General features: G+C 61.1%; 8 protein-coding genes and 5 pseudogenes. 4 read left to right on the top strand and 9 right to left on the bottom strand.

Annotated features, from left to right (window positions below; all coding sequences use genetic code 11):
- Positions 1 to 191: 191 nt before the first annotated feature.
- Positions 192 to 479, bottom strand: a complete 288-nt coding sequence (locus BRA1253DRAFT_RS43840; protein ID WP_157158634.1) for a hypothetical protein — start codon at positions 477 to 479, stop codon at positions 192 to 194.
- A 436-nt stretch (positions 480 to 915) separates the two neighbouring features.
- Between BRA1253DRAFT_RS43840 and BRA1253DRAFT_RS41975 the strand changes: the two are divergent.
- Positions 916 to 1,503, top strand: a pseudogene (locus BRA1253DRAFT_RS41975) (IS5 family transposase); the annotation flags it as partial.
- Positions 1,504 to 1,709: 206 nt separating this feature from the next.
- Here the strand turns inward: BRA1253DRAFT_RS41975 and BRA1253DRAFT_RS40540 are convergent.
- Both BRA1253DRAFT_RS40540 and BRA1253DRAFT_RS28810 read right to left on the bottom strand, forming a co-directional pair.
- A complete protein-coding gene (locus BRA1253DRAFT_RS40540) occupies positions 1,710 to 1,967 on the bottom strand; it encodes a transposase DNA-binding-containing protein (RefSeq protein WP_198288267.1) in 258 nt (85 codons plus the stop codon).
- Between the two features lie 294 nt (positions 1,968 to 2,261).
- Positions 2,262 to 3,002 (bottom strand): annotated as a pseudogene (locus tag BRA1253DRAFT_RS28810) (outer membrane protein).
- 632 nt (positions 3,003 to 3,634) lie between these two features.
- Here BRA1253DRAFT_RS28810 and sbmA point away from each other — a divergent pair.
- Complete coding sequence (gene sbmA / locus BRA1253DRAFT_RS28805) at positions 3,635 to 4,846, top strand: peptide antibiotic transporter SbmA (protein ID WP_007600193.1); 1,212 nt, start codon at positions 3,635 to 3,637, stop codon at positions 4,844 to 4,846.
- A gap of 461 nt (positions 4,847 to 5,307) precedes the next feature.
- Here sbmA and BRA1253DRAFT_RS28800 read toward each other — a convergent pair whose 3' ends face one another.
- Positions 5,308 to 5,895, bottom strand: a complete 588-nt coding sequence (locus tag BRA1253DRAFT_RS28800) for an N-acetyltransferase (RefSeq protein WP_051058458.1) — start codon at positions 5,893 to 5,895, stop codon at positions 5,308 to 5,310.
- A gap of 404 nt (positions 5,896 to 6,299) precedes the next feature.
- On the opposite strand from BRA1253DRAFT_RS28800, the gene BRA1253DRAFT_RS41970 reads away from it, so the two are divergent.
- On the top strand, positions 6,300 to 6,554 hold the full coding sequence (locus BRA1253DRAFT_RS41970) for an aldehyde dehydrogenase family protein (RefSeq protein ID WP_371261343.1): 255 nt from the start codon (positions 6,300 to 6,302) through the stop codon (positions 6,552 to 6,554).
- A 190-nt stretch (positions 6,555 to 6,744) separates the two neighbouring features.
- Here BRA1253DRAFT_RS41970 and BRA1253DRAFT_RS28795 read toward each other — a convergent pair whose 3' ends face one another.
- Together BRA1253DRAFT_RS28795 and BRA1253DRAFT_RS41965 are read right to left on the bottom strand one after the other, a co-directional pair.
- The gene (locus BRA1253DRAFT_RS28795) at positions 6,745 to 8,247 is read right to left on the bottom strand and encodes a DUF459 domain-containing protein (protein ID WP_007600192.1); all 1,503 of its coding nucleotides are present in this window, start codon (positions 8,245 to 8,247) and stop codon (positions 6,745 to 6,747) included.
- A 58-nt stretch (positions 8,248 to 8,305) separates the two neighbouring features.
- Positions 8,306 to 9,061, bottom strand: a pseudogene (locus BRA1253DRAFT_RS41965) (IS5 family transposase).
- A 136-nt stretch (positions 9,062 to 9,197) separates the two neighbouring features.
- Between BRA1253DRAFT_RS41965 and BRA1253DRAFT_RS46300 the strand changes: the two are divergent.
- Positions 9,198 to 9,434: pseudogene (locus tag BRA1253DRAFT_RS46300) on the top strand (MFS transporter); the annotation flags it as partial.
- Between the two features lie 4 nt (positions 9,435 to 9,438).
- On the opposite strand, the pseudogene BRA1253DRAFT_RS43835 reads toward BRA1253DRAFT_RS46300, so the two are convergent.
- From BRA1253DRAFT_RS43835 to BRA1253DRAFT_RS28780, 3 genes and pseudogenes are all read right to left on the bottom strand, one after another.
- Positions 9,439 to 9,705 (bottom strand): annotated as a pseudogene (locus BRA1253DRAFT_RS43835) (type 2 isopentenyl-diphosphate Delta-isomerase); the annotation flags it as partial.
- Positions 9,692 to 10,594, bottom strand: a complete 903-nt coding sequence (locus BRA1253DRAFT_RS28785; RefSeq protein WP_007600190.1) for a hypothetical protein — start codon at positions 10,592 to 10,594, stop codon at positions 9,692 to 9,694. The pseudogene BRA1253DRAFT_RS43835 and the gene BRA1253DRAFT_RS28785, both read right to left, overlap by 14 nt.
- Positions 10,591 to 12,141 carry a hypothetical protein gene (locus BRA1253DRAFT_RS28780; RefSeq protein ID WP_007600189.1) on the bottom strand — a complete coding sequence of 517 codons (1,551 nt, stop codon included), beginning with the start codon at positions 12,139 to 12,141 and terminating at the stop codon, positions 10,591 to 10,593. Before BRA1253DRAFT_RS28780 ends, BRA1253DRAFT_RS28785 begins: the two co-directional genes overlap by 4 nt.
- Between the last annotated feature and the right edge of the window lie 257 nt (positions 12,142 to 12,398).

Here is a 12,398-nt window from a genome sequence, read left to right as displayed (position 1 = left end):
GTTGTTGGCTCAAGCCATTGCAGGCTGCCCGCGGCACAAATGATCTCTTGGTCGAGCCGCATCAGCGCTTGGCGAGCGATGTCGGCGATGTCAGAGCGCAGGGTGCTTGGCCTGCTTGGTTGCCGCCACCCTGCAAAGCAGGTCGAGGTCCGACCAACCCGCAAATGAATGACCCGCGATCGCGTTCTTCTTCACGTGGCCGAGGCCATTCTCCATCTTGCTCTACGTGCGCGCCCGATACGCAGCGCGGGCGCGAGGACGGAAGCCCCATACTTCGCGAACGCAATGAGCTTGTCGCTAAATTGAACCGACCGGCTCACTGCGTCATGGCGCACCACGAGCGCGCGTGGGTTACCGCACAAAAACGCCACCCATTCGTCACCGCTGGCATCTACCGGATGTTGTAGTAGACGTGCGATCTGCATGGCACCCGCGACTAATGCACGCGGAGACTTCTTCTGGCTTGTGATTTTTTGCATTTGTCGGCGCCTGGATAATGGTCTGGTGCTGCAGGTCGGCTGCGGGCGCGCAAGCGATGACATCGATTGTGCAAGAACCGACACAGCTGCGTGGCCGGCGCTGTTCGCATGGCCGCTCAAGGCCAGTCGTCGAACATTCTGAGGCTCTTGCCTATACTGAGATAGATCGGGAATTAGCCGCATGTCGCGGATATTTCACAGGATCGTGCAGTGTCGTGCTTGGCGTACTCGAAGGTTCGACGGATTGCTGAATGTCCTTCAGTGCGGACTAGGGCTTGCAACATACTATGCCCCACCAACCCTAACCCTGTTGCAGCAAAAGCGACGGCCCGATCAACCTGCGGCCGATCAAACCGCCTCCTCACCGCTCCGCCGATCGGTTGACCGCAGCCAACCATATTCACACTTGCTGTTTCAATTTTCCTTCCACAGCAATGGCCCTTACACGACGATCTACAATCGCTTCATCGCTTGGCAAGCGAGGACTGATGGTGCGCAATCTTCGAAGCGCTGGCCACGCTTGGCGAAGATGGGGTTGTGCTGTCGCTCGATTCGACCTCGATTAAAGCTCACCGGTGTGCCTCCGGCGAAAGCGGGGAGCACAATCAAGCAATCGGCCGCTCGCGTGCAGGCCGCACGAGGAAACTCCATACGCTGAGCGATCCCTTTGCCGGCTGGTCGTACTGCATCTGGCGGCAGGCCAGGATGCCGATATCGCAGCGGCTCCCGATGTCCTGGCGCTCGCGCCACCTATGAGTGCGCTCCTCGCCGACAAAGGGTATGACGGCGACAAGCTTCGCGGCGAAATCATTCGTCGCGGCACGAAACCCGTAATCCCCCATAAATCCAATCGTGTTGCCATCCAGCGCTTCAACAAACGCGCCTACAAAGGCCGAAACGTCTCGAACGCTGCTTTTGCAGGCTCAAGGACTTCCGGCGCATCGCCCCGCGGTGCGACAAGCACGGCCGGAATTTCTTGGCCGCTGCGCATCTTGCCGCTCTCGTCGCATATTGGCTCAATTGAATCTGGATCCTAGTCTTCTTGAGCGCGGCGGCCCCTTGAAGTTCTTCTGGTCCGGAATTTGACGGCGGCCAGACCACGCGGAGCCCTTCAGTAGTCACCGCCAGGCTCGAGTGCATCAGGATGCCGCAAACTGTGTGCGAGCTCAGGCAGCCCGCCTTGTCCCCGGCAGCTGTTTATGCTGTTCGTGATTCCGATCGGTCGGAGTTCTATCTTTGATAGCCGAACTCGGTCGTATCATGGAGCACTAGAACCGGACCGCCGGCTGCAATCGTGCGCTCACGCGCCGATTGAAAGTGGCCCGCCAGAATGTCCGCTTCGCCGACCCGGTCATTAGAGAAGAAGCGATAAGCTGCCTTGGTATTCGCCCAATTGGCAGACGAGCGGAATATCTTGTCCGATGGCGCTTCCAATCCGCGTGAGCAGCGGAATATCGCCGAGCCGCGAGTCCCTAAACTGGCATCCACTAGTCTCTCGATCAATCCAACAATCACCGCCTAAAATCGCAAACGGCCTTTTGCCGATCGATCCCTCAATGTGAGCCCCATAGAGCCCCCCTCGCGCATCAGGTGCTCAGCAAGGAATCACAAGTGATTCTTCAAGATTTTTCTGATCAGCGGATCAGCTCAAGCGGAGAAAGTTATGCGTAATTGAAAGCCGGTCAACCGCGCCAGTCGCGGCGCTCCGCGCCATGCCTGGCGCACCAAAAATCGGCCCCGGCCCATAGGCCAAGGCCTACGATCTACCTTTTGAACGATAGATCAATATTTGAGAATAATCGGGCCGCCAAATTTATAGTTGAGCCGTGCAGTCATAAGATCGAGATCCTGGCGGATGCGGTCGACCCCACCAGCGGGCTCGGTGAAGCCGACCATGGTTGGCCGCATGACCAGGTGTGCGTACTCGAATCCAATCGACCAATTCGGTGCGAAGCCGTACTCGAAACCGGCTGCCAACGCGCCGCCCCAAAGAACGTGCTTGCTTTCTCGACCTAACTCGCCCGTCGTCCAGATGAAACGTATTGCTCGTCACCGCGGCGCCACCTTTGGCGTAAAGTAGTACGTTGTCGAAGGCTAACCGATCTGCCCCGTTACCAGGCCGAACGCATCAATCTTGGTCTGGTTGATATCCAAAAAAGCCACGCTGGGATTCCAACCAGTCAAATGAGCCCAGTTCCCCTGGCCTTCAACACCAAGCACGATCGGGCCCGTCTGCCATCGACAGCCGATCTGCCCGCCCACGCTTCCGCCGGTGGCATCATGGCAGCCCTCAGGCTTGCCACCATCGGAATCCCAGCAATTCGAGCTTGAACCAAAGCCGCCGTTCATACCGACGTTGTAGCCGCTCCAGTCGTAGATTGCAGCCGCGACGGGCCGCGGGGCATTGGTGTAGAGAGGCTTGGCCGGCTGCGCAGCAAGATCCGCGCCGAATGCGGGCACCAACGCGCCAAGCGCCACAATGCTCACAGTCGCAAGCAACAAGTTCTTCAGTTCTACTCTCATCTCTTCAGTGCCCCGAGCCTCATGCGTCTTAACCACGTCCGCGCGAATTGCTGTAACTGCATCGCAACATTTGCGCTGAAAGAAATGCGTGAACCGAACGCTGCGTCAGGTTGCGGTGCAGATCATCTCCAACAGCGTCGCAATCCACCTTCGCGTGCGAGCATAGATTGCGGCCGCTGATTTCAGCGGAGTAAGCGCACGCAAGTCAGATCGTCGCAAGCCACACCGCAAGTGAGAAGAGTGAAGCGGTTTGCAAAACTCTTGCTCTTGTCCCGTGCCGCCACTAAAGACCCCGTTACGACCATGCTCGTGTTGCACTCACCGGCTCCGAGAGATCAGATGAAGTCTATTCGATTGAATCAATGTCCTGCAGATGCTGACCCGTTCGTCGCAGATGCCGCTGTGTCCCGCGGTCGACAGAGCATGCGAAACACAACCTCCGCCCTCGGCGGATGAAGGATGCGGCCCGAAGGATTTTGCTTATTGGTTGAGAGAGCCGTTCTCCACCCGAGGCTTCCTACCACACCGCCAATGCTTAGATTGCCGATAACGCTTGCCGACCGGTGGTGGCCAGCGGCCGCGGTGTGTTCATCTTCTGAGCTGAAGTTCTAAGTCGATAAAGGACGGCGAGCATGTTCGTTTCATTCTTCCCTCGACCAAAGTTGTTCTTTGCGTCGTCAATTCTTTGGACGGCGTTGGCGATGGCGTTTTGGTATGTATTTGCCGGCAATCTCTTTCCAGCCCCGGAGAAGCCGGTCGGGATTGCGACGTTCTGGTCGGCCTCGGCGCTGTGGTTTGATCTCTATTTTGCGCTGACCGTTACGGCGTTCGCGGCGGCATGGATGTTATTTGCCCCGCATCCCTGGGCGACGTGGTCCATTCTTGGTTCGGCGTTGATCCTGTTCACCTCTTACTTTCAGGTCCAGGTCTCGGTCGCGATCAACAGCTGGTATGGACCGTTCTATGACATGATCCAGGCTGCGCTTTCGAAGTCGGCGCCGGTCACGGTCGAGCAGTTCTACAGCGAGTTGTCGACCTTTGCCGGCATAGCGCTCGTGGCCGTCGTGGTCGGCGTGATGACGCGATTCTTCGTCAGCCACTACATCTTCCGCTGGCGCACGGCGATGAACGATTTTTATGTCGCCAACTGGCCGCGGCTGCGCACGATCGAAGGCGCCTCCCAGCGGATTCAGGAAGACACCATGCGCTTTGCCAGCACCATGGAAGGTCTAGGCGTCAATCTCATCAGCGCGGTGCTGACACTGGTGGCCTTCCTGCCGGTTCTGGTGAGGTTGTCCAGTAACGTCACCGAGCTGCCTCTGTTCGGCTCGATTTCCTATCCGCTGGTGTTCGCCGCGGTCATCTGGTCGATCCTGGGCACCGGCGTTCTCGCGCTTATTGGCATCCGCCTGCCCGGAATTGAATTTTTCAACCAACGGGTCGAAGCGGCCTATCGCAAGGAGCTCGTGCTCGGCGAGGATGATACGGCGCGTGCCAATGCGCCGACATTGAGCGTACTGTTTAGAGACATTCGCAGGAATTACTTCCGGCTCTATCTGAACTTCATGTACTTCAATATCGGCCGGATCGTCTATCTGCAGACTGACGTCATCTTTCCTTATCTGCTGCTTGCGCCCACAATCATCGCGGGCAGGATCACCCTCGGCGCGATGAACCAGATCCTCAACGCGTTCAAGCAAGTGCGAACCTCGTTTCAGTATCTCGTCAACTCCTGGAGCACGATCGTCGAACTGATCTCGATTTATCAGCGCCTGCGGAGCTTTGAGGCAAAGATCCACGGTGGGCTACTGCCGTCGATCGAGATAAGGAAGCAAGCCACATGATTGGCGTAGCTGCAGGAGTTGACGAAACCCGGCCCTTGAGCCGCTTGCCGGGCACCCGATCCGGCGCCCCCACACTGCGGTCATCGCGGTTGATCGTAGCCCCATATCCACGCTTGTGCTCTCGCGGTGCCTCGACCGGCCTCGGTCCAACTGTTGCGCGTGCCCGAATTGCACGCACCGCATGCTTGCGATACCAGCCGGTCGTCGCGCATATCGCATCGAGGATGCGCCTCTTTTCCGCCCGGTGGGCCCAGCAACGATCCCTTTCGGCCGACACCACCTGCCGCCGCGCGCCCACCTGATCTTTCCCGCCATAGAGGCCACCGGAGCAATTCGATGGCAGCCACCCAATCACCGGCGAGTAGTTGTCCAGTAACAATCCGGATGAGGCAATGCGCCTCAGTTCTGCTCTCCAAGGACGCTTCGGGAGCCGCAGCATGCGAAGCGTCTCCGAATTCCGCTCAACGCGCCTTTCGCAACATCGGCGTAAGTGGCGGTGAGCAACCGTGCTGTATCTCTCCAATAATGTTGAACCCGTGGCGTTGGTAAAAGAGAATGTTTTCAGGATTCGAACTTTCGAGGTAGGCAGCGAGGCCCTGCTCATCACAGCGTTGAAGAGCGTACTTCATCAGCAATGTGCCAAGCCCTTGTCCGGCCCAGTTCGGGTCGACAGCAATCAGGGGCAAATACCAATGTGGCTCGGAGGGATGATGTTCGGCCATTCCCTGGCGTAGGTGCGCCATATGTTCGCTGATTTCCGGGCGCAGGGACAGCGCCATGATTGCGTCCAGCGCATCCTCATCCTGCTGCACGCCCGGAGGCAGCCACAGGGCCGCGGCGCGAGTCTCTCCCGTGACGTATGCTGTGCCATGCTCGAATGCTCGTCCGCCACAGGCCTTGATGAACTGAGTCATGCTGCCAAGATATTGCCGAGGGTCCGGCCAACTCCAACGCATCAGAGGATCGGCGGCAAAGCCGAGGACTATCGTCCAGACGATTCTTGCCCGAATACTTGCGTTCGCCGAGGTGACGCCCGGCTCTCTTGTCATGATGCACCGCTTTTCGATCACAGAGTTGAAGGTTGGAGCACAGGACCGATACCTTGGACGTGAGCGGAATGGATTTGCCCCCGAACATTCATCGGATCCCTTTAGTTTCCGTCTCCCGCTCTCATCCTGCCTCAGAAGACCGCCTTCGACGGCCGCTTCGGACGGAGGTTCCTCGCTGGAGGCCCTGACCCTTGGGCGCGGATCTGGATCTGGCGAGGACTTGTGCTTTTCGCCATGAGAGCGTCATCTGGATCCAGCGCTTTCCGAAGGAAGGGTCCGTTTTATCGGCGTCGACAACTCTGCCAGCCTTCCGCAAGCAGCGAAAAGACGATTTGAGTTACAAGGTGATCTTGTTTCGCCTGCGAGTTGCATTCGCTCGACGAGTCTAAGCACCGCAGTATAATTTGGAACCTGCCAGCCCAGGTAGGTGCTTGGCATTCGCCCTAAGGATTGCCAACGACGACTTCCCCTTCGGCTTTGCCGCAGCGATCCGCACCCGTGACGTCGCCCGCGCGCATCGAGTTGCCCCTTCGTCGGCCGGCGTCGTCTGGGTCAACGATCATCACCGGCTCGACCCCGCCTCGCCTTGGGGGGCCTCGGCTATTCCGCCACCGTCCGCGAATACGCACCGAAACCTTCGACAACCGCTTCAACACTAAGAGCGTGATGATCGCCACGCACGAGCAGCCGTTCGACTGATATCGCGACACGGCCAACCAGAAGCGGCTGAACAGTGCTGCTCCAGGTGCGAACTGCGTTTGCCACGCCCACAGGCTCCGGCGCAAACCGATGCGATTGTCCCCGAAGCGGCCCCACTGAGCGAAACCTGCGGGCCAAAACGTCAGCGCCTCACCTTTGGCTGCGATTCTTTTTCTGCTTTAGCATTGGCGCCGTCGCCGATACCGGGATGCGATCATCGGGCGAAGCCGAAGCCATTGGAGTATCCTTAGACTGTTCGCGTCCGACTTCGCGGCGCGGCCAGACAAAATCGTCGGCGCGACCGGCCGGTGCCGACAAGGGCTCACCTTTGACCAAGACACGCGCTGCTAGCGCATCCATTGCCATCGGCGCCCCTGGACCGCCGAGCAATTGATCGGCGCCGAAAGAGGGGGCCACCAAGGGAAGGATCGGTCCGGCGAGCGGGCGCAGGTCCGGTTGACCCGGCAGCGCATTGACATCGGGCGTTGCCGGTTCCGTCGGCAGCGCGATCGGCGCGGAACGAGTAGCCAACAACCGGTTGATTTCGCGTTCGACATAATGCGCAAGCTTGCGGGCGCCGGGCTTGGTGAAATACACGCCATCGGAGGAGCGCAGCTGACGGATCTGGCCTTCGAAGTCGGGACCGCGCTGCATAAAATGGCCCGCTTCATCGACAAAGCCGTCCCAGACATCGACATAAGTGATGCCGGCCTTGCCGGCCGCCTCGCGATAGAGCGAATCCAGAAACAGGGTGTCGGCTGTTGCCTTAGGGCCACGTACCACCGGCAGGCCAACCCACAGCACCGGGACCCCCTTAGATTTGAGCACGCCGATCATCTGTTCGATCTTGTTTTTGTAGAGCTCGATCCAGCGTTTCTCGCGATACTCATAGAGGCCTTTCGGCGAGCGCGTGCTACTCTCCGGTTCGATAGCCGGCGCGTCGGCGGCGTCATTTGGCGACAATTCCGTATCGACCAGTCTGCCATCCGGCTTCGCGTCGACGTTCGTACCGCCCTCCGACTTGACGCCCGGTTTGCCTCTGGCATCCTTCTTGTCTGCGTTTTTGTCCGATGGCTTGATATCGGATTTCTCAGCCGGCGGCTCGCGCATCCCGACTCGATCATCGAGTCCGAGCATGACGACGATGACGTCCGCTTTTTCGGTCGCGAGAATGCCTTTGGCAGCGGCGGCCCAATCGGCCGGATTGCCCTTCGGCTGATATTTGATAAGGCCTGAGACGGTCTTATGTCTGCGGATCACGCCCATGTCAGGCTGTTCGGCATAGGCGTCTTCAAGACCATAGGCGAGCCAGTCCGCCATGGCATCACCGAGCACAAGAACATGGCGCTCCGGTACAGTATCGCGCTTTCCGGCCGCGGGCGCCCTCGAAAAATCCTCGCGCGCGGGCGGCAAGGTTTGCCGCCGATCCCAACGAGGCTGGGGAGCAGACGGCTCAAACATGTCGTTACCAAACCAGCCGCCGCCGAACCCGCCACCGCGTTGCGGCTGCGGCCGCTGCTGATATCCGCCGAAATTGAAGAACTGCGCCGACGTCGGGCCGACAACGCCGACCACCATCCCCCCAGCGATGGTTAGCGCAATCAGGGGACCTCTGTCGGTAAAGATGCGCAATTTTCTTAGTTTGTTTGACATGCTCTTGGACCGCACAAGACGAAGAACTGCCGCCACAGAGACTAGCTAGGGTTCAGACTCAATTGATCCAATAGGCGACGACGGCGGCGAGGTGGACGGCGGCCAAGAAGTTTCTAGCAAGTTTGTCGTAGCGAGTAGAGACACGCCTGAAATCCTTGAGCCGGCAGAAGCAGCGCTCGATAACGTTGCGTCCTTTATAGGCGCGTTTGCTGAAGCTGTGGAGGGTCACCCTGTTGGACTTGTTCGGAATGACGAGTTTCGCGCCGCGATTGACATTTCGGTGCGAAAGCCGTCGCCATCGTAGCCTTTGTCCCCAATGAGGGAAGACATGGGCGCCGCGAGTTTCAAAAGGGCCGGCCTGCGGCAATATCTGCGTCTTGTCCCGGAGTGAGATGAAATGCGCAACGTTTGCAATCGGGGTCGCTCAGCGCGTGGATTTTCGTGCTCCGCCCCCCGCGTGAGCGGCCGACGGCCTGTTCATGCTCCCCCTTTTCCCCCGCTCGCGGAGCGATGCGCTTTGATCGAGGTGGAGTCGATCGACAAAGTCAGGCCGTCCTTGCCGCAGCGGGCGAGCGCTTCAAAGATAGCCTGCCAATGTCCGCTCTTAGCCCAGCGATTGAACCGATTGTAGATTGTCGTGTAAGGCCATAGTCGGGCGGGCAATCGCGCGAGCGTGCGCCGCACTGGAGCATGTGAACGATACCGCTGATGATGCGTCGATCGTCTTCGCGCGCCGGCGCGGTCTGGTTCATTGGCAGCTGCGGTCTATCTGAGCCTACTGCTTGTCGTTGAGCCAGAACAGTCCTTTGCGCATCGAAGCCCCCCATGCCGAATCAACTTGGCAAGAGCGAATCAGAAGCAGTTAATTAGGTACAGACCCTAGCAGAAGACAAGCGGCAGACGTTCGAAGAAGGCGGTCCGCATCAAGGGAGAGCGTCAAACTCGAATCCGTGAACGCAGGCACTCGTCTTGATCGACTGCTGGTCGGGCCATTCCATGGCCGCATCATGCTGCTGATCGGCATCGGAATGTTTTCATCTACATTGCCGGTGCCGTGCTGAGCGTGATGCTGAAGACCAGGTTTGGACCCTCGCCCAGAATGTGGTGTTCATCTCCGCGACCTTCGTCGGCATGATCTGGGATCGTTGCGTACCGGGTTTCTCGGTGATCGCTATGGACGCCGCTTCGCGCCATGATCTTGCCCACCAGCCAGGCGCAGCGCTCGATCTGCGTCAGGTCCAAGTCGCATGCGCAGTGTTCGAAACTTATATACTTCCAGCCGTCGGCGATCGGGGCCGGTGCCGTTCGCCGATCCAGCACGACGTCCAGATAGTCGTCCTTGCACGGGCTCATGGCGGTGTCGCTCATGCTCGCTCCATCGGGCGACGGCGTTGCGTCCGATCTGACCGAGGGGAGCGGGCGCTCGCCTCCGCCTCCCGCGCGTTCAGCCCGGCGCACGCTGGCCTGCCCCCGCGGCGTCGCTGCGATAGCGGCTGGTCGAGGTCTGATAGTACTGCGCGCAGATGTCGGCCATGGCCTCGATCAACGCTCCCCACGGCGCGGGAAAGCATTCTTCCGCCATCAGGCGGTGCAGCATGCGCGTATGGCCGGCCAGCTCGTCCTTGAGGAACTCCATCACAGGCATAGCCGGATAGCGCTGCAGCAGCAGGATCGCCGCGTTGTCGGCCTCGCCCGCCGTCCTGTCCTCGTCGCGTCCATGCAGATCGTTCTGCAGACGCCCTATCGCGGAGATGAGCCGCAGGACCTGGCGAAATGCCGGACGCTCGCGCAAGGTCGCCATGTCCAACCCCCACAGCAATGACAGGCAACAGAACACATTCGCGTAGGCAATCGAATCGACGCCATTGTGCAGGTACTCGGCGTAGGACCAGCGTTCCGCCCCTGCCGCCTGCGCGGGTCCGGCGCGCAGCGCTGCGCAGTAGCGCCGGGTATCGTCGAGAAGCTGAGCATAGTCGCGACGATCGTAGGCGAGTGCGGCCAGCGAGGCGCGCAGCACCGCGCAGCCCTCGAATCCGGGGAGCGCGCACGGCAGGCCCTGCCCCAGCGCCTGCTCCACCGCGGCGAGCTGCTCCGGCGCGATCAGGCCAACGTCGTTGCAATCGTCGAGCCAGAACAGCAGCGCCAGTTCGCGATAGAACGCCACGATCAGCGTTTCGTCCTGCGGATCGCGGCCGGTGCGGGCGCTGGCGTCGCGCAGGCTCGGGTGGATGCGCTGCAGGATGTACTGGCCGCCCCTGACTGCTTCCACGGCATGCTCATCGGCGAACCCGGTCAGGGAATGCCCCCACTCCAGCACCTGCTGCAGCGCGCGTTGGGTCTGGATCATGGCGCCGCTCCTGTTCCCTTGGCCAGGGCGCGCCGCCCCCAATGAAGTGCCAGCCACAACCCGGCGAGTTCAGCCACGCGCACGACCCGCGTGGGGCAATATAATTCTTTGCCGATCCACAGCGACGTCTGCGGCAATGGATGCGCCGCATGGCGGGCGAGCATCCACTCCAGCGCACGCGCCACCGCCTGCGCGATGCGCGGGCGCCCTGTCGGCTCTTCGTTCCCGTCCATCACGTGCAACGCGAACAGCGCATAGGCGGTTTCCTCGAATGTGGACGCGCGACCGGCGCCCCAGCCGCCGTCGCCGCGCTGCGCGCGCAGCAGCGCCGCCAGCGCGCGCTCGTCGCGCCACTGGGGGTTGCCTTGCGCCAGCGCAGCGATGGCATGCGCGGTGGGATACAGCCATGAAACGTGCCATTTTTCGTTGTCCCATACACCGTCCGGGTTGCGATTGGCTTCGACATAGGCGCTGGCGGCGGCGGTAGGCTTTCCCAACAATCGCAACGCATGCAGGGCATGAATGTTGGTCGACATCGAGGCATTGCGCTCGCCGGGGAAGGTGACAAACAGCTCGCCGCTTTCGAATTGGCGCAACGCATCGACCGCCGGGTCGCGGCCTGCAAGGCGCAGGACACACAACGCAATGGCGGTGTCATCCGCATCGGCCGCGAAGTGCAAGGCCGGGCCGAGACCGCGCACACCCAGGCGGGCATCGAGCTGCGCGACAATCACGCGCATCACCTCAGTGAGCGCGGGATGCGCGAACAACCCGGCCAGATGCAGGGTGTACAGCGACCAGCATGGTTCGAACACATTGATCGGCCAGACGTTGGGAACGACACCTTCGATGCCGCTGCGCGTCGCCTTCGATGCCGCCTTCAGATACGCGTCCGCGCGCCCGACCTGCGACGTGCTCCCCTGTGTCAGGACGTGCGCACGCCACGCGGCGGTGGCCGCCGGACTGATGCCGATGCTGCCGTCGTCGTCCGGGCATGCGGTTGTCGGCGAGGTCCCCCAGGCTTCCCAGGAGTGCAGCAACGGATGGCCGCTCGGCAACGTCGCCACCGCCGCCAGCTTGACCAGGCACGCTTGCCGCAACGGCAACAGCGCCGGGTGGCGCGGAAACGCCACGCCGCCCAGCAAGGATGCGGCCTCGCCGCAAAATTGCGGCAAGATCAGCTCCGCGCCGATCGGCGCGTCTTCCGGCACCGCATGCGCGTAGGGATCGGGCTGGCGTTCGAGGAACCGGGTTGCAGCCTGGACCGCGTCGGCCGCGCCGGGAAGAGGATCGGCGCGTTGCAATGCCAGCAACGCCGCCCACGTGGGCGCATGACGGAACAGCGGGAAGTCCGCGCTTCCCCATCCGCCATCGGCCTGTTGCTGCGAGATGAGCCACGCGTAGGCGTCCTGCCGACCGGTGACGTTGCCGTGGAATTGCAGAGCTCGCGCCGTGTCGTAGACGGACGGACCGACGCTGCCGCCGTCGCTCATCTCGCTCAGCAGGTGGCGCAATTCGGAAAGGATCTGTTCGGACTGCGCGTTCACGCGGGATGTTCCTTCTGCAGACGGTTGACGAGAACCAGGATCGGGCAGACGCCGCGCACGTCGCCGCAGGTCCGTCGCGGCCCGGCCGATGGGCAGCGCCGGACGGCCGCACTGCTCTGGCGCGGCGACGCGCCAACGACGCTGGCGCGTCGCCGCATAGGCTTGGCCGCAGCGCGCCGCGGCCGTGCAGGGCAACCGCTGCGATGGGCGCCGCGGACTCGGACACGGTGCAGCATGCACCGCTACCGCCGGCTGAT

This window comes from Bradyrhizobium sp. WSM1253, assembly GCF_000244935.1.
GTDB lineage: Bacteria > Pseudomonadota > Alphaproteobacteria > Rhizobiales > Xanthobacteraceae > Bradyrhizobium > Bradyrhizobium canariense.
This window is presented reverse-complemented; position numbering and strand designations above follow the sequence as displayed.